At 73.2% G+C, this 21,898-nt stretch carries 21 protein-coding genes and 1 pseudogene; 5 read left to right on the top strand and 17 right to left on the bottom strand.

All coding sequences use genetic code 11. The annotated features are described in order from the left end of the window. Positions 1-50: 50 nt before the first annotated feature. Both EJG53_RS22975 and EJG53_RS22970 read left to right on the top strand, forming a co-directional pair. Complete coding sequence (locus tag EJG53_RS22975; protein ID WP_125049530.1) at positions 51-1,586, top strand: FtsW/RodA/SpoVE family cell cycle protein; 1,536 nt, start codon at positions 51-53, stop codon at positions 1,584-1,586. Between the two features lie 55 nt (positions 1,587-1,641). Next, positions 1,642-2,847: a class I SAM-dependent methyltransferase gene (locus EJG53_RS22970; RefSeq protein WP_125046347.1), complete on the top strand. Its 1,206-nt coding sequence runs from the start codon at positions 1,642-1,644 to the stop codon at positions 2,845-2,847. 11 nt (positions 2,848-2,858) lie between these two features. Here EJG53_RS22970 and EJG53_RS22965 read toward each other — a convergent pair. The 5 genes and pseudogenes from EJG53_RS22965 to tsaB form a co-directional block, all read right to left on the bottom strand. Then, a pseudogene (locus tag EJG53_RS22965) lies at positions 2,859-3,223 on the bottom strand (hypothetical protein). A 115-nt stretch (positions 3,224-3,338) separates the two neighbouring features. Continuing rightward, complete coding sequence (locus EJG53_RS22960) at positions 3,339-3,656, bottom strand: hypothetical protein (protein ID WP_125046346.1); 318 nt, start codon at positions 3,654-3,656, stop codon at positions 3,339-3,341. Between the two features lie 12 nt (positions 3,657-3,668). After that, positions 3,669-4,805, bottom strand: coding sequence for a tRNA (adenosine(37)-N6)-threonylcarbamoyltransferase complex transferase subunit TsaD (tsaD, locus tag EJG53_RS22955; protein WP_125046345.1), 1,137 nt, complete (start codon positions 4,803-4,805; stop codon positions 3,669-3,671). Then, on the bottom strand, positions 4,798-5,331 hold the full coding sequence (rimI, locus tag EJG53_RS22950) for a ribosomal protein S18-alanine N-acetyltransferase (RefSeq protein ID WP_244955656.1): 534 nt from the start codon (positions 5,329-5,331) through the stop codon (positions 4,798-4,800). Before rimI ends, tsaD begins: the two co-directional genes overlap by 8 nt. A gap of 53 nt (positions 5,332-5,384) precedes the next feature. Continuing rightward, positions 5,385-6,044, bottom strand: coding sequence for a tRNA (adenosine(37)-N6)-threonylcarbamoyltransferase complex dimerization subunit type 1 TsaB (tsaB, locus tag EJG53_RS22945; RefSeq protein ID WP_031003090.1), 660 nt, complete (start codon positions 6,042-6,044; stop codon positions 5,385-5,387). An 86-nt stretch (positions 6,045-6,130) separates the two neighbouring features. On the opposite strand from tsaB, the gene EJG53_RS22940 reads away from it, so the two are divergent. Further along, positions 6,131-6,697, top strand: coding sequence for a hypothetical protein (locus tag EJG53_RS22940; protein WP_125046343.1), 567 nt, complete (start codon positions 6,131-6,133; stop codon positions 6,695-6,697). 69 nt (positions 6,698-6,766) lie between these two features. Here the strand turns inward: EJG53_RS22940 and EJG53_RS22935 are convergent, their stop codons facing one another. The 7 genes from EJG53_RS22935 to glmS all read right to left on the bottom strand — a co-directional run bounded on the left by EJG53_RS22935 (position 6,767) and on the right by glmS (position 14,063). Then, a complete protein-coding gene (locus EJG53_RS22935; protein ID WP_125046342.1) occupies positions 6,767-7,018 on the bottom strand; it encodes a hypothetical protein in 252 nt (83 codons plus the stop codon). 141 nt (positions 7,019-7,159) lie between these two features. Next, complete coding sequence (tsaE, locus tag EJG53_RS22930) at positions 7,160-7,696, bottom strand: tRNA (adenosine(37)-N6)-threonylcarbamoyltransferase complex ATPase subunit type 1 TsaE (protein ID WP_031003086.1); 537 nt, start codon at positions 7,694-7,696, stop codon at positions 7,160-7,162. Between the two features lie 91 nt (positions 7,697-7,787). Continuing rightward, the gene (locus EJG53_RS22925) at positions 7,788-9,029 is read right to left on the bottom strand and encodes an alpha/beta fold hydrolase (protein WP_125046341.1); all 1,242 of its coding nucleotides are present in this window, start codon (positions 9,027-9,029) and stop codon (positions 7,788-7,790) included. Beyond that, complete coding sequence (alr, locus tag EJG53_RS22920; protein ID WP_125046340.1) at positions 9,026-10,186, bottom strand: alanine racemase; 1,161 nt, start codon at positions 10,184-10,186, stop codon at positions 9,026-9,028. Before alr ends, EJG53_RS22925 begins: the two co-directional genes overlap by 4 nt. Positions 10,187-10,283: 97 nt before the next feature. After that, the gene (locus EJG53_RS22915; RefSeq protein ID WP_125046339.1) at positions 10,284-11,711 is read right to left on the bottom strand and encodes an NAD(P)H-hydrate dehydratase; all 1,428 of its coding nucleotides are present in this window, start codon (positions 11,709-11,711) and stop codon (positions 10,284-10,286) included. A gap of 139 nt (positions 11,712-11,850) precedes the next feature. Next, positions 11,851-12,219, bottom strand: a complete 369-nt coding sequence (locus EJG53_RS22910) for a holo-ACP synthase (protein ID WP_125046338.1) — start codon at positions 12,217-12,219, stop codon at positions 11,851-11,853. After that, positions 12,216-14,063 carry a glutamine--fructose-6-phosphate transaminase (isomerizing) gene (glmS, locus tag EJG53_RS22905; RefSeq protein ID WP_125046337.1) on the bottom strand — a complete coding sequence of 616 codons (1,848 nt, stop codon included), beginning with the start codon at positions 14,061-14,063 and terminating at the stop codon, positions 12,216-12,218. The genes EJG53_RS22910 and glmS overlap by 4 nt, the downstream gene beginning before the upstream one ends. A 192-nt stretch (positions 14,064-14,255) precedes the next feature. Between glmS and coaA the strand changes: the two genes are divergently transcribed. Together coaA and EJG53_RS22895 are read left to right on the top strand one after the other, a co-directional pair. Then, the gene (coaA, locus tag EJG53_RS22900; protein WP_125046336.1) at positions 14,256-15,254 is read left to right on the top strand and encodes a type I pantothenate kinase; all 999 of its coding nucleotides are present in this window, start codon (positions 14,256-14,258) and stop codon (positions 15,252-15,254) included. 36 nt (positions 15,255-15,290) lie between these two features. Beyond that, positions 15,291-16,238, top strand: coding sequence for a DUF389 domain-containing protein (locus EJG53_RS22895; RefSeq protein ID WP_125046335.1), 948 nt, complete (start codon positions 15,291-15,293; stop codon positions 16,236-16,238). Here EJG53_RS22895 and glmM read toward each other — a convergent pair. From glmM to EJG53_RS22870, 5 genes are all read right to left on the bottom strand, one after another. Next, positions 16,235-17,593: a phosphoglucosamine mutase gene (glmM, locus tag EJG53_RS22890; protein WP_125046334.1), complete on the bottom strand. Its 1,359-nt coding sequence runs from the start codon at positions 17,591-17,593 to the stop codon at positions 16,235-16,237. The two genes, EJG53_RS22895 and glmM, sit on opposite strands and share 4 nt — an antisense overlap. 142 nt (positions 17,594-17,735) lie before the next feature. Beyond that, positions 17,736-18,242, bottom strand: coding sequence for a 30S ribosomal protein S9 (rpsI, locus tag EJG53_RS22885; RefSeq protein WP_030016969.1), 507 nt, complete (start codon positions 18,240-18,242; stop codon positions 17,736-17,738). Positions 18,243-18,283: 41 nt separating this feature from the next. Next, positions 18,284-18,727 (bottom strand): 50S ribosomal protein L13, encoded by a 444-nt coding sequence (rplM, locus tag EJG53_RS22880; protein ID WP_031003068.1) that lies wholly within the window; start codon positions 18,725-18,727, stop codon positions 18,284-18,286. 205 nt (positions 18,728-18,932) lie between these two features. Next, positions 18,933-20,189, bottom strand: a complete 1,257-nt coding sequence (locus EJG53_RS22875; protein WP_125046333.1) for a glycosyltransferase family 87 protein — start codon at positions 20,187-20,189, stop codon at positions 18,933-18,935. Positions 20,190-20,252: 63 nt separating this feature from the next. Beyond that, positions 20,253-21,872, bottom strand: a complete 1,620-nt coding sequence (locus EJG53_RS22870; RefSeq protein ID WP_125046332.1) for an ABC-F family ATP-binding cassette domain-containing protein — start codon at positions 21,870-21,872, stop codon at positions 20,253-20,255. Positions 21,873-21,898 lie beyond the last annotated feature (26 nt).

The following is a 21,898-nucleotide window of genomic DNA, read 5'->3' as shown; positions in this document are numbered from 1 at the left end:
CGAGCTCGCCCCGGCCCCTCGGGGCGCCGGAGAGCGACGCCGAGCGCACCATGACGTTCGCCGCGCTCGCCCAGGCCCCGAACCGGCGGCGTACGGAGATGTGGCTGCTCGCCTTCGCCGTACTGATCACGGTCTTCGGCTACACGTACACCGGCCTGTCGATGAACGGCCGGCTGCCCGCCGGGCTGCCCGGCTTCAGCGCCGCCGTCTTCTTCATGGCGCTCGTCCCGCACCTGGTCGTGCGCCGCTTCGCGCCGCGCGCCGACCCGCTGATCCTGCCGCTCGCCACGCTGCTGTCCGGCATCGGCCTGGTGCTGCTGAACCGCCTCGACATCACGTACGCGGCCAAACCCAGCCTGCACATGACCCCGGCGGCGGGCGGGCAGCTCGTGTGGACGGTGATCGGGGTGGCGGTCTGTACGGCCGTGCTGATGCTGCTGCGCGACCACCGCTTCCTCCAGCGGTACATCTATCTGACGATGGCCGTCGCGCTGGTGCTGCTGATGGCTCCGGCTTTCTTCCCCGGCGACACGTTCGGCGCCAAGCGGTGGATCTTCGTGGGGCCGCTGTCGCTGCAGCCCGGCGAGTTCGTGAAGATCATGATCGCGGTGTTCTTCGCGGGCTACCTGACGCTCAACCGCGACGCGCTCGCGCTCTCCGGCCGCCGCGTCATGGGCGTCCAGCTCCCGCCGGGACGCCAGCTCGGGCCGATCTTCACCATCTGGGTCATCAGCCTCCTGGTGCTGGTCTTCGAACGCGACCTCGGTACGTCGCTGATCTTCTTCGGCCTCTTCGTGATCACCCTCTACATGGCCACCGAACGCACCAGTTGGGTGCTGTGCGGCCTGGCCATGGCGGTGATCGGCGCCGCCGTCGTCGGTTCCGTCGAACCGCACGTCAAGGGCCGGGTCATGGCCTGGCTGCATCCCATGGACATCTTCCTGCCCGCCAAGGAGCGGCCGCCGGGCCTGCAGTCCGAGCAGGCCGCACAGGCGCTGTTCAGCTTCGGCAGCGGCGGCATCAGCGGTACGGGCCTGGGGCAGGGGCATCCCGAACTGATCGGCTTCGCGGGCAACAGCGACTTCATCCTCACCACCGTCGGCGAGGAACTGGGCCTCGCCGGGGTGATGGTCGTCCTGCTCCTGTACGTCCTGCTCGCCCAGCGCGGCCTGCGCGTCGGCCTCCTCGCCCGCGACCCCTTCGGCAAGCTGCTGGCGGTCGGCCTGGCCAGCTCGCTGCTGCTCCAGGTCTTCGTCGTCGCGGGCGGCGTCACCGGGCTGATACCCCTCACCGGCAAGGCACTGCCCTTCCTGGCCAAGGGCGGGTCCTCGCTCGTCGCGAACTGGGTCATGGTCGCGCTGCTCATACGCATCAGCGACAGCGCGCAGCGCCGCCGCGAGCCGATAGGAGAGCCGGGCGGACGGCGCGGGCGGCGTGGACGGCGCGCCGCCCGCGCCGCGGTGGACCTGGACGCCACCCAGGCCACCCCCCGCGTGGTCCAGGCCGCCCTGCCCGCCCCGGTCACGCCCCGGGACAGCGGACGCCCGCCGGGCCACGGCCGTCGCGCCCGCCGCGCACACGGCTGACTCCGGCCCTCCACGACCTCGCCCCGCCGCTCCGCGCCGCGCGCGCTGGCCCACAATGGACCGGGTGAACCAGGCGAACGACCTCGACTCCTTCTCCGCGCTGCACACGCCCGAAGGCCAGGCCCTGCTGGCCGAACTGCGCGACCACGACCCCGCCGACGAACTGGCGACCGCGACCCGGCTGCGGCGCGACCACCCGGCGCCGCTGGTCTCCGCCGCGCTGGGCCAGGCGCGGCTGCGGCAGCGGGCCGCGGCCAAGTTCGGGGCGGACGCCGCGCGCATGTACTTCACGCCCAACGGCGTCGAACAGTCCACCCGCAGCACGGTCGCCGCCCACCGCGCCACCCGCCTCGCCGCCCTCGGCGTCCGCTCGCTCGCCGACCTGTGCTCCGGCATCGGCGGCGACGCCATCGCCCTGGCGCGCGCCGGCATCCACGTCCTGGCCGTCGACCGCGACCCGCTGACCTGCGCGGCGGCCCGTGCCAACGCGGAGGCGCTGGGGCTGGCCGACCGGATCGAGGTGCGCTGCGCCGATGTCACCGAGGTGGACACCTCGGCGTACGACGCGGTCTTCGTCGACCCGGCGCGGCGCGGCGGCCGGGGCGGACGCGGCGGGCGGATCTTCGACCCGGAGGCGTACTCACCGCCGCTGTCCTGGGCCGTCCAGGCCGCCCGTACGGCGCCGCACGCGGCCCTCAAGATCGCGCCGGGCATTCCACACGAGATCATCCCCGACGAGGCGGAGGCGGAGTGGATCTCCGACGGCGGCGACGTGAAGGAAGCCGTCCTGTGGTTCGGCACCGCGCCCGGCGCGCGCCGCGCCACGCTCCTGCCCGCCGGTGACTTCCTGCTGGGCACCGGCCTGCCCGACCCCGAGCCGGGCCCGGTCGGCCGCTGGCTGTACGAACCGGACGGCGCGGTCATCCGCGCGCACCTGGTCGCGGAGGTCGCCCAGCAGGTGGACGGCCGCCTGCTCGACCCGACCATCGCCTACATCACGGCCGACGAGCACCGCCCGACCCCGTACGCCACGGCCTACGAGATCACCGACACGCTGCCCTTCAACGTCAAGAAGCTGAAGGCGCTGCTGCGCGAGCGCGGCGTCGGGATCGCCGTGATCAAGAAGCGGGGTTCGGCCGTAGAGCCCGACGAACTGCGCAAAAAGCTCAAGCTGTCGGGGCCGAACTCCTGCGTGGTGTTCCTGACACGGGTGGCCGGGGCGCCCACGATGCTGCTGGGCCGCACGGCGCCGTCCTCCTGAGGCGAGGCCGCCTACGCCCGGTCCGTCAGCTCCTCCGCGAACACCTGCGAGAGGGGCTGCGGGCCGACGTACTGCTGGCAGGTGCACTGCCCCGGCTCGTACGCGACCGGCTTCTTCTCCGCGTCCCAGGCCGTCGGCACCTGGACCGCCTCATGACACCTGCCCTGCTTGTCGTGCTTGGCGAGATGGTGCGTACACCCGCACACCGCCTCCGGCGGCCGCTGCGCCGCCTCCAGCTCCAGCCGCTCCTGCCGCGCACCCTCCAGCCGCTCCATCTTGCGCGCGTGCCGCGTACTCATCGCCTTCCGCCCGACGTCCGCGACCTTGGCGAAACCCCCGCCATGAAGAACGCGAACACCCACCAGATCCAGTTCACGGCCTGCCGCCCCCCTGTATACCTGCACTTTTTCCAGTCCAGGGTATGACGTGGTGTCACGCGTGGGCAGGGCAGGATTGCGCGGCGGCGCCTTTCGGGGTCTTGGGCGCCGGGATCAGGGCACTTCGCCGTGCGCCACGGCAGCATGCGCGGCGTCCAGGATGCGGCCGAGTTCGGCCACCGCGCCGCGGGCCTCGTCGGGGTCGCCGGAGGCCACCGCCCGGTCCTCCAGTTCCCGGTACCGGGCGGCCGTCTCGCGATCACGCTGGATGTGTACGTGGACGGTCCACTGCACCGCGAAGCACCGCAACGAGAGGAAGTCCCCTCCCTGAAGAGCGCTGTCGGCGGCCCAGGACAGCTCACGGGTGAAGGCGGGCAGAGCGGCGGGCGTGACCTCCGCCACGGCGTCGTGCGACAGCGTGATCGAGGCCATCCGCCCTCTCCCCTACGAGTACAGGTTGTCCTTGCTCAGCTCATGGAAGTGGTCGTGGTCGTGACCATGGCCGTGCGGGTGGCCGTGGCTCTCGTGGTCATGGTCCGGCGCCGGTACATGCGGCTCCGTCACCGGGAGGGACGAGTCGGCCGGGAGGTCCCAGGCGGAGGCGGGGCGGTTGCGGGCGACCATTTCGGCGCCGAGGGCGGCGACCATGGCGCCGTTGTCGGTGCAGAGTTTGGGGCGGGGGACGCGCAGGGTGATGCCCGCCTTCTCGCAGCGGTGCTGGGCCAGTGCGCGGAGACGGGAGTTGGCGGCGACGCCGCCGCCGATCATCAGGTGGTCGACGCCGTTGTCCTTGCAGGCGCGGACCGCCTTGCGGGTCAGGACGTCGACGACCGCTTCCTGGAAGGACGCCGCGACGTCCGCGACCGGGACCTCCTCGCCCGCGGCGCGCTTCGCCTCGATCCAGCGGGCGACGGCCGTCTTGAGGCCGGAGAAGGAGAAGTCGTAGATCGGGTCGCGGGAGCCGGTCAGGCCGCGCGGGAAGCGGATCGCCTCCGGGTCGCCCTCGCGGGCGTAGCGGTCGATGACCGGGCCGCCGGGGAAACCGAGGTTCAGTACGCGGGCGACCTTGTCGAACGCCTCGCCCGCCGCGTCGTCGATGGTCGAGCCGAGGGGGCGTACGTCGGAGGTGATGTCGGGGGCCAGCAGGAGCGAGGAGTGGCCGCCGGAGACCAGCAGGGCCATCGTCGGCTCGGGCAGGGCGCCGTGTTCGAGCTGGTCGACGCAGATGTGCGAGGCGAGGTGGTTGACGCCGTACAGCGGCTTGCCGAGGGCGTACGCGTACGCCTTGGCGGCCGAGACGCCGACGAGGAGGGCGCCGGCCAGGCCGGGCCCGGCGGTGACCGCGATGCCGTCGAGGTCGGACGCGGCGACGCCGGCCTCCTTCAGGGCGCGCTGGATGGTGGGGACCATCGCCTCCAGGTGCGCGCGCGAGGCCACCTCCGGGACGACGCCGCCGAAGCGGGCGTGCTCGTCGACGCTGGAGGCGACGGCGTCCGCGAGGAGCGTGTGGCCGCGCACGATGCCGACGCCGGTCTCGTCGCAGGAGGTCTCGATGCCGAGGACGAGCGGTTCGTCAGCCATGGGCCTGGGTTCCTTGTGCGGGGGAAGGTGGGGTGGAGGTTTCGCCGGACGGTCCGGGGGCGGAATCGGCCGGGGATTCGGAGGGGGACTCGGTGGTACGGCGCATGACGAGGGCGTCCACGTTGCCCGGCTGGTAGTAGCCGCGCCGGAATCCGATCGGCTCGAAGCCGAACCGTTCGTACAGGCGCTGCGCCCGCGTGTTGTCGACGCGGACTTCGAGCAGCACCTCGGCGCATTCGAAGGCGGTGGCGGCGGACAGCAGCTCGGTCAGCAGCCGGGAGCCGAGGCCGGAGCCCCACTGGTCGCGGGCGGTGGCGATGGTCTGGATGTCGCCGGTGCCGTCGACGGCGGCCAGGCCGCCGTAGCCGACCAGGCGGCCGTCCTGTTCGGCGACGAGGTAGCGGCGGTTGGCGGCCGGGCCGCGCGCGTGCGCCAGCTCCGACCAGAACATGCCCGCCGACCAGGCGTCCTCGGGGAACAGCTCGCGCTCCAGGTCCAGGGCCGGCGCGATGTCCCACCAGCGCATCTCGCGGAGTACGGCGCCGTCGCGCGCGCCGTCCCCGGAGGCGGTCCGCGCGGTCACTTCGGGGTGACCACCTTGTAGTTGGCGGGCACCTGCGCGTCGGGGCGGCGCAGGTACAGCGGCTGCGGGGGCAGCAGTTCCTCGCCGCGCGCGAGCTTCTCGGCGGCCAGCGCCGCGAGCGCGCCCGCGGACTGGTGCTCCGGGCCGCCGTCCCGTACGCCGGTGAAGGTGTCCGCGTACAGCAGCGCGCCCGCGCCCACCGACGGCAGCGCGCCGGCCTCGTCGGCGATGTCCGCGGGGCGGTCCACGGCGGGCTCGGTGAGCCGCGTGCGGGCGTCGGCGTAGCGCGCCCAGTAGACCTCCTTGCGGCGGGCGTCGGTCGCCACCAGGAACGGCTCGTCGAGCCCGGCGGCGTACGCGATGCCGTCCAGGGTGCACAGGCCGTGGACCGGCACGTCGAGGGCGGCCGCGAAGGTCGCCGCGGTGACGAGCCCGACCCGCAGTCCGGTGTACGGGCCGGGGCCGACGCCGACGACGATGTCGCTGACCGCGCCGAGTTTCACGCCGGCCTCGGCGAGCACCCGGTCGACGGCGGGCAGCAGCAGTTCGCCGTGCCGGCGGGCGTCGACCTGGCGTTCCTCGGCGAGGACGCGGGAGCCGTCGTGGACGGCGACGGTGACGGCGGGGGTTGCGGTGTCCAGAGCAAGCAGCAGCACGCCTCCAAGACTACGGCGCGGTCGCGGGTGCCTCGCCGGGTGCTACCGTCACCCGTAGTCACGCGCGTACGAAAGGTGGCACGGCGGTGTCCGCAAAGAGCAGCTCGATCGTCACCGCTCTGACCACGGTTGCGCTCGCCGCCGTCGGTTTCCTGGCCTATCAGGCGTCCGCCTCGGCCCCCGACCACACCACCCCGGACAAGAAGCCGTCGTCGACCGCGAGCCCGGCCCCGGGCAAGGGCAAGGACGGCGCGGACCGGCAGAAGGCCGAGGTGCCGGTGCCGGCCGACTCGGGCGAGGGCGAGCGGGTCGTCTACGCGCTGGGCGCGCGGCGGGTGTGGCTGGTCACGGCGGACGGCAAGGTGAAGCGGACGTACGAGGTCACGCCGAGCACCGTCAGCCCGGCCCCGGGCACGTACAAGGTCAGCGGCCGGACGCTGAAGCTCACCGGCTCCGACGGGGTGCCGGTCGAGCACGTGGTGCGTTTCGCCATGGCCGACGGTGTGGTGGTCGGGTTCAGCGCGGCGGTCGACGGCTCGATGCCGGATCCGGGGGCGACGAAGAAGACCGGCGGTATCCGGGAGTCGCGTGCGGACGGCACGGCGATGTGGGACTTCGCGCTGCACAAGACGAAGGTCGTCGTGGTGAAGTGAGCGCCGGCGTACGCCGGGGCGGGGGGTGAGCCGGGCCCGGGCGTGAGCCGACGCGGGGCTTGAGCCTCCCTATGCGGCGTCGCGGGCTGCCGCCCCGTGCGTCCCGGTGCCGCGCGGACCCGTACCGGTGTCCTCACACGCGTTGTCCTCGGTGTTCCCGGCGTTCTCGGTGTCTTCCGCGGCCTCGCCCCGGGACGGCGGCTGCGGGGGCGTGGACACCGCGCTCGCCGCGGCGCACGCGGCCAGCAGCTCGTTCATGGTCGGCGTCGGTTCGGCCGCGCCGTTGCGGACCGCTGCGGTGACGGGCTGGTGGGCCGACATGGATGCCTCCCGTGGCTCCTGGGCAAGCGGGCGTAGTTAGGCAGACCTAACCGGCTCTCTCTGCACCCATGTGACCACGTCCGGCGCCGCGCGCGCAACATCTTCCCGACGGCTTGTCGGAAACTACCGTACGGGTACCCCCTACGACCCGGCCAGCACCGTCAGATCCACGTCCGCCCAGCGCGCTCCGACGCCGCGCACCGTGACCTCGCGCACGTCGTCCTCGTCCGGCGCCTCACCCTCGGCGGGGGCGGCGGGCGCGTCCGCGCCGACGGCGCGCTCGATGACCACGTGCAGCCGGTCCTCGGACAGCTCCTCGACCTTGCCGTCGCCCCACTCCACGACCACCACCGACTCGGGCAGCGACACGTCGAGGTCCAGGTCCTCCATCTCGTCCAGGCCGCCGCCGAGCCGGTACGCGTCCACGTGCACCAGGGCCGGCCCGCCGGCCAGCGGCGGGTGCACCCGGGCGATCACGAAGGTCGGCGAGGTGACCGCGCCGCGCACGCCCAGGCCCTCGCCCAGCCCGCGGGTCAGCGTCGTCTTGCCCGCTCCCAGCTCCCCGGTCAGCAGCACCAGGTCCCCGGGGCGCAGCAGCCCGGCCAGTGCGCGGCCCAACTCCTGCATCCGCCGGGGTGACTTGACGGTTACGTGCTCGATCGTCTCGGTGGCGCTCATGCGCCGATGGTACGGCGCGCACAACCGGCATTTCGAACCCGTCCGCGGCGGACGGGCGCCGCCGGACCCACCGGGCCCGCAGGCCGCGCGGCTACGCCCGCGCCGACCGGGCGCCCGCCGCCGTCGCCGCCGCCCGCTCGATCAGGGTCTCCAGATGACCGGTGACCGCCTCGGGCCGCTCCAGCATCACCAGGTGGCCCGCCCCCGGCTCGCACACCGACTCCGCGCCCGGCAGCAGCCCGGCGATGGCCTCGCTGTGGTCGGACGGGGTGATCAGGTCCCGGTCACCGGCCAGCACCAGCGCCGGTACGGGGTCGAACGCGGCCAGCGCCTCGGTCTTGTCGTGCACGGCGAAGGCCGGGAAGAACTCGGCGACGACGTCGATCGGGGTCGCCTCGATCATCCGCTCGGCGAACCGCGCCACCCCCGGGTCCACCTCCTTCGGCGTACCGAAGGAGTACCGCTTGACCAGCCCGGCGAAGAGGTCGGCGGTCGCCCGGCGGCCCTTCTCGACCAGCTCGCTCTGCGCGCCGAGCGCCTTGAGCACGCCCGGCGCGAAGCGGTGGAACGCCTTGACGCCCAGCGACGGCAGCCCGAAGGCGACCTCGCTGAGCCGGCCCGCCGAGGTGCCGATCAGGGCCACCCCGACCACCCGCTCCGCGACGTACTCCGGGTACTGGTCGGCCAGCGCCATCACCGTCATGCCGCCCATGGAGTGCCCGACCAGCACGATCGGCCCCTCGGGCACGGCGGCGTCCAGCACCGCCTTCAGGTCCCGGCCCAGCAGGTCGATGGTGACCGGCTCGGTGCCGTCGCGCTGGGCCCGGCCGCGCTCCGAGCGGCCGTGGCTGCGCTGGTCCCAGTGGACGCTGCGCACCGCGCCGCGCAGGGCCGCGCGCTGGAAGTGCCAGGAGTCCTGGTTCAGGCAGTAGCCGTGGCTGAAGACGACCGTGGGGGCTTCGGAGCGGCGTCCCAGCAGCCCCAGCAGCCGCTTGCGGCGCGCGCCGCCCTTGGCGCCCTTGCCGTCGCCCGGCTCGTCGGTCTCGTAGTGCAGCTCCGTGCCGTCCTCGGCCACCGCCGTGCCCGGTGTGCCGCGCAGCGTGCCGTACGGGCCCGCCGCGTCCAGCGCGAGCCGTGCCTTGCGCCGTACGCCCCGGCCGACCGTCAGCCGCTCGATGGCCACGCCCGCCGCGGCGCCCGCGGCGACCACGCCGAGCGCGGCGCCCGCGAGGCCCGCGTGGCGTCCCGCCCGGCTCCAGTTTCCGGCCGTCGTGACCGCTTCGGCCGCCGCGTCGATCGCGGCGTCGGCGGCCGCCCCCGTCCTGTCGCTCATGTCCCGCTCCCCGTGTCCGCGCGCTCGCCGACATAGACGCGGGGCACCCGGGTACCGATCCGCGTGACGATCTCGTACCCGATCGTGCCCGTCGCACGCGCCCAGTCCTCGACGGTCGGCTCGCCCCGGTCCCCCGGTCCGAACAGTACGGCCACGTCCCCCACCTGGGCCGGGTCCCCGCCGAGATCGACCACGAACTGGTCCATCGCGACGGTGCCGGCGGCCGTCCGCCATTTGCCCGCGACCAGCACCGGTCCGCAGTTCGACGCATGGCGGGGGATGCCGTCGGCGTAGCCGAGCGGGACCAGGGCGAGGGTGGTCTCGCCGGACGTGGTGTAGCGGTGCCCGTACGAGACACCGTGGCCGCCGGGCACGTGCTTCACCGACGCCAGGGACGCCTCCAGCGTCATCGCGGGCCGCAGCCCGAAGTCCTCCGGCACGCCCATCTCGGGGCTGGGCGAGACACCGTAGATGCCGATACCGGCACGTACCAGGTCGAAGTGCGCGTGCGGGAGGCTGAGCAGCGCCGGGGTGTTGGCGTGGTGACGCACCTCCGGGTCCAGGCCCGCCCGGCGGACCACCGCGTCGGCGTCGGCGAAGACCGCGAGCTGGGCGTCGATGGAGGGGTGTCCGGGCTCGTCGGCGCAGGCGAAGTGCGACCAGACGCCGGTGACCCGTATCGCGCCCTCGGCCTCGGCGGCGCGGGCGGCGGCGACCAGTTCGGGCCAGTCGGCGGGCTGGCAGCCGCTGCGCCCCAGTCCCGTGTCGATCTTCAACTGGACGCGGGCGGTACGGCCGCACGCCCGCGCCGCCGCGGTCACCTCGTGCAGCGCCCACATCCCGCTGACCGACACGTCGATGTCCTGCTCGACGGCCTGCCGCCAGGGCCCGCCGGGCGTCCACAGCCAGCACATCAGCCGCCCGGTGTCCCCCGCGGCGCGCAGCACGAACGCCTCCTCGGGGAGCGCGGTGCCCAGCCACGCCGCCCCGGCCTCCCGGGCCGCACGGGCGCACGGAACGGCGCCGTGGCCGTACCCGTCGGACTTCACCACGGCCATCAGCTCGGCCCGGGGCGCGCGGGCCCGCAGCGCCCGCACGTTGGAGCGCACCGCGTCGAGGTCCACGGCCGCACGGGCCCGCATGGCTGCATGGTTCATCCACCCAGTGTCGCAGAACGGGGTGTTGGGGCCGGGAGAGGCGGGTGCGCGGGGGTGCGCGCGGTCGCTCGCGGTACGGGTCCGCGCCCCGGTGTCCTCAGTGGCGGCTGACGTCCCGCCACGCCGCCCCCAGCGCCCCGGCCACGTCCGTCGCCTGGATCGGCGCGCCGTCCGGGGTGGCCGCCAGCCGGGCGGCCAGACCGTGCAGGTACGCGCCGACGGCGGCCGCCTCACGCGCGGGCAGGCCGGTGGCCAGCAGGGAGCCGGTCAGTCCGGACAGCACGTCGCCGCTGCCCGCGGTGGCGAGCCAGCCCGTGCCGGTGGGGTTGGCGCGCACCGGGCCGCCCGCCGGGTCGGCGACGAGGGTCGTGGAGCCCTTCAGGAGGGCCGTGGCGCCGTACCGCTCGGCCAGGTCCCGTACGGAGCGCAGGCGGGACGCCTCCACGTCCGCCCGGTCGGTGCCGAGCAGGGCCGCGGCCTCCCCGGCGTGCGGGGTGAGCAGGGTCGGCGCGTCGCGGCCCCGTACCCGCGCGGGATCCAGGAAGCGCAGCCCGTCGGCGTCCACCAGGACGGGGACGTCCGAGTCGAGGACGTCCGCCATGGCGTCGCCCTCGTCGCCGATGCCGGGGCCGATGACCCAGGACTGCACACGGCCCGCCTTCGAGGGCGGCCCCGCGTGCACCAGGGTCTCCGGGAACTGCGCGAGGACGGCGTCGGCCGCCGGGCCCACGTACCGTACGGCTCCGGCGCCGCCCCGCAGCGCCCCGGAGACGGCCAGGACGGCGGCGCCCGGATAGCGCGCCGAGCCCGCGACGACGCCGACCACGCCGCGCCGGTACTTGTCGCTCTCCGCCGAAGGGCGCGGCAGCAGCTCCGCCACGTCCGCGTACTGGAGCGCCTCGGCCGTCGCCTCCCCGGGCAGCTCCAGGCCGATGTCCACCAGCCGCAGCGCGCCCGCGTACTCGCGCGCCGGGTCGATGAGCAGCCCCGGCTTGTACGCGCCGAACGTCACCGTCGCGTCGGCCCGTACGGCCTCGCCCGCCACCTCCCCGGTGTCCGCGTCCACACCGCTCGGCAGGTCGACGGAGACGACCAGGGACTGCCGCGCCGCGCCGGCCAGCCGGGCCGCCTCCGGCCGCAGCCCGCCCTTGCCGCCGATGCCGACGATCCCGTCCACGACGAGGTCGGCCCGCTCGATGTCGGCGAGGGCGTCGCCGGACACCTGGCCGCCCGCCGCGCGCAGCGCCGCCAGGCCGCCCGCGTGGGCCCGGTCCGGGGACAGCAGGACGGCGCGTACGCCCGCGCCGCGCCGGGCCAGCCGGGCGCCCGCGTACAGGGCGTCGCCGCCGTTGTCTCCGCTGCCCACGAGCAGCACGACCCGCGATCCGTACACCCGCCCCAGCAGCTCCGCGCACGCCACCGCGAGACCGGCGGCGGCCCGCTGCATCAGGGCCCCTTCGGGCAGCCGCGCCATCAGGTCCCGCTCGGCCGCCCGTACGACATCCACGCTGTACGCAGTCCTCATGCCCTCAGTCTCACCCCGGACGGCGCGGGCATTCCTCCCGGCTCGCCCGGCCGGCGGCGGCGCGTACGGATACGGCAAGGCATACGGACACGGCGTCACGTACGGATACGCGTACGGCCTCATCACCCCCCGCCCCCGCTCACCCCTCCGCGATCACCACCGCCGAGGCCACCCCCGCGTCATGACTGAGCGACACGTGCCAGGACCGCACGCCGAGTTCCGCGGCCCGCTGGGCGACCGTGCCGCGGATCTTGAGTATCGGCTGCCCGGTCTCCAGCACCGCCACCTCCGCGTCCGTCCAGCGCAGCCCGGCCGGCGCCCCCAGCGCCTTGGCCACCGCCTCCTTGGCCGCGAACCGCGCGGCGAGCGAGGCGATGCCCCGGCGCTCGCCGCTGGGCAGCGTCAGCTCGCGTTCGACGAACAGCCGGGTCGCCATGTCCGGGGTGCGCTCCAGCGCCGCCGCGAACCGGTCGATCTCGGCGACGTCGATCCCCACTCCGACGATCATTCGACGGTCACCGACTTGGCGAGGTTGCGCGGCTGGTCGACCTCGTTGCCGCGGGCCGTGGCCAGTTCGCAGGCGAAGACCTGGAGCGGCACGGTGGAGACCATCGGCTGGAGCAGGGTCGGGGTGCGCGGGATACGGACGAGGTGGTCCGCGTACGGGACGACCGTCTCGTCCCCGTCCTCCGCGATGACGATGGTCAGCGCGCCCCGGGCCCGGATCTCCTGGATGTTGGAGACGATCTTGTCGTGCAGGACGGACCGGCCGCGCGGCGACGGTACGACCACGACGACCGGCACGCCCTCCTCGATCAGCGCGATCGGCCCGTGCTTCAGCTCGCCCGCCGCGAAGCCCTCCGCGTGCATGTACGCGAGTTCCTTCAGCTTCAGCGCGCCCTCCAGGGCGACGGGGTAGCCCACGTGCCTCCCCAGGAACAGCACCGTGTTCTTCTCCGCCAGACTGCGCGCCAGCTCCCGTACCGGCTCCATCGTCCCCAGCACCTGCTCGACCTGGGTGCCGATCGCGGCCAGTTCGCGCACCACCGCACGGATCTCGTCGCCCCACTGGGTGCCGCGCACCTGGCCCAGGTACAGCGCGAGCAGGTAGCAGGCCACCAGTTGCGTCAGGAACGCCTTGGTCGAGGCGACCGCGACCTCGGGCCCGGCGTGCGTGTAGAGCACCGCGTCCGACTCGCGGGGAATCGTCGAGCCGTTGGTGTTGCACACCGCGAGCACCTTCGCGCCCTGCTCACGGGCGTGCCGTACCGCCATCAGGGTGTCCATCGTCTCGCCGGACTGCGAGATGGCGACGACCAGGGTGCGCGGGTCCAGGATCGGGTCGCGGTAGCGGAACTCGCTGGCCAGCTCCACCTCGCAGGGGATACGGGTCCAGTGCTCGATCGCGTACTTGGCGATCATCCCGGCGTGGAAGGCCGTGCCGCAGGCCACTATCACCACCTTGGTGGCCTCGCGCAGCACCGTGTCCTCGATGCGGACCTCGTCCAGCGAGAGCACCCCGGACTCGTCCACCCGGCCCAGCAGCGTGTCGGCGACCGCCTTCGGCTGCTCGGCGATCTCCTTGAGCATGAAGTAGTCGTAGCCGCCCTTCTCGGCGGCCGACGCGTCCCAGTCCACGTGGTACTTGCGCACCTCGCCCGGCGTGCCGTCGAAGCCGGTGACCGTCACCCCGTCCCGGCGCAGCTCCACGACCTGGTCCTGGCCCAGTTCGACGGCCTCGCGGGTGTACGAGATGAACGCCGCCACGTCCGACGCCAGGAACGCCTCGTCCTCGCCGATGCCCACCACCAGCGGAGAGTTGCGGCGCGCGCCCACCACCACGTCCGGCGCGTCGGCGTGCACCGCGACCAGCGTGAACGCACCCTCCAGACGGCGGCACACCTGGCGCATCGCCTCGGCCAGGTCCCCGCAGGAGGAGAAGTTCTCCGCCAGCAGGTGCCCGACGACCTCGGTGTCCGTCTCGGAGGCCAGCGTGTGGCCGCGCTTGGCCAGTTCGGCGCGCAGGGCCGCGAAGTTCTCGATGATGCCGTTGTGGACGACGGCGACCCGTCCGGCGTTGTCCAGATGCGGATGGGCGTTGGTGTCGGTCGGCGCGCCGTGCGTGGCCCACCGGGTGTGCCCGATCCCGGTCGTCCCGGCCGGCAGCGGACGGTCGGCCAGTTCCTTGTCCAGGTTGGCGAGTTTGCCGGCCTTCTTGGCCGCCGCCAGCCCGCCGTCCGCGAGCACGGCCACCCCGGCCGAGTCGTAGCCGCGGTACTCCAGCCGCTTCAGCCCGGTGAGCACGACGTCCAGGGCGGACCGGCCGCCCGCATACCCCACGATTCCGCACATGAGGGCAGCCTACGGGGCCGTACGTGCCCGCCCCGCGCTCCATCCGGCCAACGGCGCCGCGCACCGGACCCGCACCCTCCGCCTCCCGCGCGCCGCCCGGCACCGCCGTACCCGTACGCGCGACACCCGGACCGGGCGGCCACAACCCCACCCCGGGGTGAACCGGCCCCCGCGCCTGCGGACAATGGGCGCGTGCCCCTCACCACAGAGCCGACCGAGTCGCAGCACCGCCGCCGCGCCGAGCGCACGCCGTACGTCGACCTGACGCGCGCCGAGTGGAGCGCCCTGCGGGAGAAGACACCGCTGCCGCTGACCGCCGAGGAGGTCGAGCGGCTGCGCGGTCTGGGCGACGTGATCGACCTGGACGAGGTGCGCGACGTCTACCTGCCGCTGTCCCGGCTCCTCAACCTGTACGTGGGCGCGTCCAGCAACCTGCGCGGTGCCCTGAACACCTTCCTCGGCGACGCGGGCGGCGGCCACGGCGCGCAGCCCGGCACACCGTTCGTCATAGGGGTCGCGGGCAGCGTGGCGGTCGGCAAGTCCACCACCGCCCGGCTCCTCCAGGCCCTGCTGGCCCGCTGGCCGGAGCACCCGCGCGTCGAACTGGTCACCACCGACGGCTTCCTGTTCCCCAACGCCGAGCTGCACCGCCGCGGCCTGATGTCCCGCAAGGGCTTCCCCGAGTCGTACGACCGCCGCGCCCTGACCCGCTTCGTCGCCGATGTGAAGTCCGGGAAGGCCGAGGTCAGCGCCCCGGTGTACTCCCACCTGATCTACGACATCGTGCCCGGCGAGCGGCTGACCGTGCACCGCCCCGACATCCTGGTCGTCGAGGGCCTGAACGTCCTGCAGCCCGCCCTCCCCGGCAAGGACGGACGCACCCGCCTCGGCCTCGCCGACTTCTTCGACTTCTCGGTGTACGTGGACGCCCGCACGGAGGACATCGAGCGCTGGTACCTGGGCCGGTTCCGCAAGCTGCGCGAGACCGCCTTCCAGAACCCGTTCTCGTACTTCCGCAAGTACACCCAGGTCTCCGAGGAAGAAGCCCTCGACTACGCCCGGATGATCTGGCGCACCGTCAACAAGCCCAACCTGGAACAGAACGTCGCCCCGACCCGCGGCCGCGCCAACCTCGTGCTGCGCAAGGGGCCCGATCACAAGGTGCAGCGGCTGTCCTTGCGCAAGCTCTGACGACGGCGATCCGCCGCCTTCCACGAGAGGTACACCGTGCTGCACCTGCGCCTGATCGTTCCCGCCGACCGTACGCAGGCCGTGCTGCACCTGGTGGAGAACACCGTCGGCACCGCCCACCTCGCCGTCCTGACCGGCGCCGCGCGCGAACCGCGGGGGGACGTGATCCTGTGCGACGTGGCCCGTGAGGCCGGTGACGGCCTGCTGCACGAGCTGCGGGCGCTCGGCATCGACCGGGACGGCTCGATCGCCGTGGAGAACGTCGACCTGTCCCTGTCCACCCGCGCGGACCAGGCGGAGAAGGACGCGCCCGGCGAGGGCGTGGACGCCGTGCTGTGGGAGTCGCTGACCGACGCCACCCACGAGGAGTCCACGCTCTCCGTCACCTATCTGGCGTTCCTGGCGCTCGCCACGATGATCGCGGCCTGCGGCGTGGTGCTGGACAACGCGATCCTGATCGTCGGCGCGATGGCCGTCGGCCCGGAGTTCGGCCCGCTGGCCGGCATCTGCACCGCCTTGGTGCGCCGCGCGCCCCGGCTGGCCTGGCGCTCCCTGCTGGCGCTGGTCGTGGGCTTCGCGGTGGCGATGGCGGCGACGGTGGGCTTCAGCCTGTTCATGGACGCGGTGGGGCTCTTCGACGCCGGGGCGCTGACGGCGGACCGCCCGAACACGAACTTCATCTACCGGCCGGACTGGTTCTCGTTCGTGGTCGCCGTCCTCGCCGGAATCGCCGGCGTCCTCTCACTGACCTCGGCGAAGTCCGGCGCCCTGGTCGGCGTGGCGATCTCGGTCACCACCGTCCCGGCCGCCGCGAACGCCGCCGTCGCGTTCAGCTACCGCTCGTACGCGCAGGCTTGGGGGTCCACCGAGCAGCTCCTGCTGAACCTCGCCGGGATCGTCATCGCGGGCACGCTGACGCTGCTGGCCCAGAAGCTCTTCTGGGCCGGCAGCCGACAGCGCGTACGCAAGGAGGGCGCGGGCTAGCCCAGCGCCGACTTCACCACATCCGCCAGACGGCCGGCCACGGCCCCCGCCTGCTCGATGTCGGCGGCCTCGACCATGACCCGTACCAGCGGCTCCGTGCCCGAGGGGCGCAGCAGGACCCGGCCGGTGGCGCCCAGCTCGCGCTCCGCCTCCGCGACGGCCGAGGTGACCTCCGGGGACGTGCTGACGCGGGACTTGTCCACGTCCGGCACGTTGACCAGGACCTGCGGCAGGCGCTTCATGACGCCGGCCAGCTCGCCCAGCGGGCGGCCCGTGGCCGCGACGCGGGCGGCCAGCATCAGGCCGGTGAGGGTGCCGTCGCCGGTCGTCGCGTGGTCCAGCGCGATGACGTGCCCGGACTGCTCACCGCCGAGCGCGAAGCCGCCGGACTTCATCTCCTCCAGGACGTACCGGTCGCCGACCGCCGTCTGGACGAAGGTCAGGCCCTCGCGCTCCATGGCCAGCTTGAAGCCCAGGTTGGACATCACGGTCGCCACGACGGTGTCCTTGCGCAGCGTGCCCGCCTCGCGCATCCCGAGGGCGAGGACGGCCAGGATCTGGTCACCGTCGATCTCGTTGCCGTCGCGGTCCACCGCCAGGCAGCGGTCCGCGTCGCCGTCGTGCGCCACGCCGAGGTCGGCGCCGTGCTCGACGACCGCGGCGCACAGGCCGGCGAGGTGCGTGGAGCCGCAGTCGTCGTTGATGTTCAGGCCGTCGGGGTCGGCACCGATGGTGACGACCTCGGCACCGGCCCGGGCGAACGCCTCCGGGGAGACCCGGGAGGCCGCGCCGTGCGCGCCGTCGATGACGACCTTCAGGCCGTCCAGGCGGTTCGGCAGCACGCCCACCAGGTGCGCGACGTAGTTGTCAAAGCCCTGGTCGTAGTCCTTGACCCGGCCCACACCGGCGCCGGTCGGCCGGTCCCACGGCTCGCCGGAGCTGTGCGAGCGGTACGTACGCTCGATGCGGTCCTCCAGCTCGTCGGCGAGCTTGTGGCCGCCGCGGGCGAAGAACTTGATGCCGTTGTCGGGCATCGGGTTGTGGCTGGCGGAGAGCATCACGCCCAGGTCGGCGCCGAGCGACCCGGTCAGGTACGCCACGGCCGGGGTCGGCAGCACGCCCACCCGCAGCACGTCCACGCCCGCACTGGCCAGTCCCGCCACGACGGCGGCCTCCAGGAACTCTCCGGACGCCCTCGGATCGCGCCCGACCACGGCCACCGGCCGGTGGCCCTGGAAAGTGCCGGCCTCCGCGAGCACATGCGCCGCCGCGACCGACAGACCGAGCGCCAGCTCCGCCGTGAGATCCGCGTTGGCGACACCGCGCACACCGTCCGTGCCGAAGAGTCGTCCCACTGGTGTCCTCCGAGTTGATGTACGTGGACCAGAGCGTTGCGTCCAGGTATACGCCGCTGGTCCCGGATAGCCGAACGCCCCGGCAGCACGGATGGTGCCACCGGGGCGTTCGCCAAGAGCCGCGCGAGCAGCCGAGCGGCAATTAGCGCTTGCTGTACTGCGGGGCCTTGCGGGCCTTCTTCAGACCGGCCTTCTTGCGCTCGACCGCACGGTCGTCGCGCTTGAGGAAGCCGGCCTTCTTCAGCGGGCCGCGGTTGTTGTCCTCGTCCGCCTCGTTCAGCGCACGGGCCACGCCCAGGCGCAGCGCACCGGCCTGGCCGGAGATGCCGCCGCCGGAGATGCGGGCGACCACGTCGTAGCGGTTGTCCAGTTCGAGCACCTTGAAGGGCTCGTTGACTTCCTGCTGGTGCACCTTGTTCGGGAAGTAACCCTCAAGGGTGCGGCCGTTGATCTTCCACTGGCCGGAGCCGGGGATGATCCGCACGCGGGCGATGGCGTTCTTGCGACGGCCCAGGCCGGCGGCCGGCTGCGGGTCGCCGAAGCGCGACGCGAGCGACTCGGAGGTGTACTCACCCTCCAGCGGAACCTCGGTCTCGGTGGTGTACTCCTCGACCTCGTCCAGCGGGGTCTCGGGGGTGGTCTCAGCCACGATTCTCCTCAGATTCTCTTCGTCTTAGGGGGTGGCCGGACTTACTGCGCGACCTGGGTGATCTCGAACGGGACCGGCTGCTGCGCAGCGTGCGGGTGCTCGGCGCCCGCGTAGACCTTCAGCTTCGAGAGCATCTGACGGCCCAGGGTGTTCTTGGGGAGCATGCCCTTGACGGCCTTCTCGACAGCCTTCTCGGGGTTCTTGTCGAGGAGCTCGTCGTAGCGCACCGAGCGCAGACCGCCCGGGAAGCCGGAGTGGCGGTAGGCCATCTTCTGGCTGCGCTTGTTGCCGGACAGGTGCACCTTGTCGGCGTTGACGATGATGACGAAGTCACCGGTGTCGACGTGCGGCGCGTACACCGGCTTGTGCTTGCCCCTCAGGAGGGACGCGGCCTGCGAGGCCAGACGGCCCAGGACAACGTCCTGCGCGTCAATGATGTGCCACTGGCGCTGGACATCGCCGGGCTTGGGGCTGAACGTACGCACGGTTAGCCTTCGCTTCTTCAGTGAATAGGGTCCTGTACTGGTCACCTCGGTCGATCTCCAGCACTGGCGGCCCCGCGGGTGACGCAACCCGGGTTCCTGCCGCTGGTCATCGGCCCGGTGGACCGGCGTAAGGGCCCCTCACGTGAGATAGAGCAAGCCAATACGCATAACGAACTGGCAGAATACCGGGCCGCCCCCAGCCGGGTCAAAACACGTCCCGAACCGGCGTACGATCCGCGCTCTCGGGCCCCACGGACATGATAGTCACCGCCCGCAGCATCCGGGGACGGACACAGGTCCACGCCACCGCCGCCGCCACGGTGCACAGCATCACGGTGTCCTTGAAGGCCCGCCGGTGCAGTCCCTCCAGGTGCGGCCAGGGCAGCCCGCTGATCTGCGGCACCAGGGCGACCCAGAACCAGACCGTACGGGCCGCCGAGCCCGGCAGGACCACGGAGGCCACCAGCGGCGGCAGCACCACCAGCAGATAGTGGTCGAAGGACGGCCTGGACACCAGGAAGGCCGCCAGCATCAGCATCGCGGCGGTCTCCACGAGCCGCTGGGCCCCCGGGTCGCCGCGCCGCCATCGCAGCCACGCGCAGCCCGTCCCCGCGACCGCCGCCACCGCCGCCACGCCGTACGCCGCGGTCTCGGGCACCCCCAATCGGGTGAGGATCATGCCGGGCGAGGCGTCGAACGGGCGGGCGAAACTGTCCTGGCCGTGCAGCAGGAACGGCAGCGTACGGGTGAAGAACATGCCCGGCCGCGGCATCACCAGCGCCGCCAGCACGGACGCCGCCACCGGCACCGCCACCGCCACGGCGAAAGCCCGCCACCGCCGCGCGAGGACCAGGAGCAGCAGCAGCGGCGCCAGCATCGGCTTGACCGCCAGCGCGAGCCCCAGGACCGCGCCCGCGGCGATCCACCGGGAGCGCAGTGCCAGGAGCAGCATCAGGGGCAGTGCGACCACGGAGGCCAGCGTCCAGTTCCCGATGTTCACGACGTTGCGGAACGGCTCGAAGAACGCCAGGGCCACCACGCCGAGCGCCGCCAGCCGGCTCCGTACGGGAATCCGGAAGATCCGCAGCGAGGCGAGCCACCCCAGCAGCACCAGCCCCACCCCCGCCACCGGCACCAGCAGCCGCAGCTTCCCGGCGGACAGCAGCGCCTCGGGCACCGCCGCCGGCACCGCACTCGGCAGATACAGGAACCGCTTGTCGGCGTACGGAGCGTCCCCGGCCAGCAGCGCCCGCGCCGCCTTCACGACGAAGTCGTTGTCCATGCCGACGGTGGGACTGTGCCGCTGGACATGGAAGATCACCGCGCCCATCAGGACGGCGGCCACTCCCCACAGGGGCCACGGGGCCCGCCCGAGCAGCCACCCGACGACCGGCGGGTCCGCGGGCCGCACCGCGTCCCGGACCTCGCCGGCACCCGCCAGGCCCGTCTTCTCCGCGCTCATGCGTCCATCTAAGAGCCGCCCCCACGGCCCCACCACCGCACGCGTCCAAGCGGTGACCCCGGGCTACCGCTTCCGCTCCACCCTGCGCTCGTCCCACACCGGCTCCGCCGTCTCCCGCACCCGCCCGTCCGCGCCGAAGACCAGGTACCGGTCGAAGGACCGCGCGAACCAGCGGTCGTGCGTCACCGCCAGCACCGTCCCCTCGTACGCCTCCAGCCCCTCCTGAAGGGCCTCCGCGCTCTCCAGGTCGAGGTTGTCGGTCGGCTCGTCCAGCAGCAGGGCGGTCGTCCCCGCCAGCTCCAGCAGCAGGATCTGGAAGCGCGCCTGCTGGCCGCCCGACAGCCGGTCGAAGCGCTGCTCGGCCTGGCGCTCCAGCTCGTACCGGCGCAGCGCGCTCATCGCCTTGCCGCGGTCCTTGGCGTGTTCCGTCCACAGAATGTCCAGAAGCGTGCGCCCCTCCAGCTCCGGGTGCGCGTGTGTCTGCGCGAAGTGACCGGGGACGACGCGGGCACCCAGCTTCCAGGCGCCCGTGTGCGCGACGTCCTCCCCCGCGAGCAGCCGTAGGAAGTGCGACTTCCCGGAGCCGTTCGACCCCAGCACCGCGACCCGCTCCCCGTAGAAGACCTCCAGGTCGAACGGCTTCATCAGCCCGGTCAGCTCAAGGTTCTCGCAGGTCACCGCCCGCACACCGGTACGGCCGCCCTTGAGCCGCATGGTGATCTCCTGCTCGCGCGGCGGCTCCGGCGGCGGCCCGGCCTCCTCGAACTTGCGCAGCCGGGTCTGCGCGGCGTGGTACCGGGTGGCCAGCTCGTGGCTGATCTCCGCGGCCTGCCGCAGGTTGCGCACCAGCTTCTTCAGTTGCTCGTGCTTCTCGTCCCAGCGCCGCCGCAGCTCCTCGAAGCGGGCGAAGCGCTCCTTGCGCGCCTGGTGGTACGTGCCGAAGCCGCCGCCGTGCACCCACACGTCCGACCCGGCGGGCCCCGGCTCGACGCTGACGATCTTCTCGGCGGAGCGGGCCAGCAGCTCCCGGTCGTGGCTGACGAACAGCACCGTCTTCTTCGTCTCGCGCAGCCGCTCCTCCAGCCAGCGCTTGCCCGGCACGTCCAGGTAGTTGTCCGGCTCGTCCAGCAGCAGCACCTCGTCGGTGCCGCGCAGCAGCGACTCCAGCACCAGCCGCTTCTGCTCACCGCCGCTGAGCGTGCGCACCTGCCGCCACTGCGCCTTCTCGTACGGGACGCCCAGCGCGGCCATGGTGCACATGTCCCACACCGTCTCGGCCTCGTACCCGCGCGCCTCGGCCCAGTCGCTGAGCGCCTGCGCGTACCGCATCTGCGCGGCCTCGTCGTCGACCGTCATGACGGCTTCCTCGGCGGCGTCCACGGCCGCGGCGGCCTCCCTGATCCGCGGCTGCGCCACCGACACCAGCAGGTCCCGTACGGTCCGCTCATCCCTCACGGAACCCACGAACTGCGGCATCACCCCCAGCCCGCCGCTCACGGTCACCGCGCCGCCGTGCGGCTGCAGCTCCCCCGCGATCAGCCGCAGCAGCGTCGTCTTGCCCGCCCCGTTCGCGCCGACCAGCGCCACCGAGGCGCCCTCGCCGACCCTGAAGGACACGTCGCCCAACAGCACCCGCCCGTCCGGCAGGTAGTACTCCAGATGCCCGGCCTCCACGTGTCCCATAGCCCCGGATTGTCGCCGCCCGCCGC

It is taken from the genome of Streptomyces chrestomyceticus JCM 4735, from assembly GCF_003865135.1.
Lineage (GTDB): Bacteria > Actinomycetota > Actinomycetes > Streptomycetales > Streptomycetaceae > Streptomyces > Streptomyces chrestomyceticus.
The sequence above is the reverse complement of the archived record's forward strand: the minus strand, read 5'-3'. Positions and strand labels throughout refer to the sequence as shown.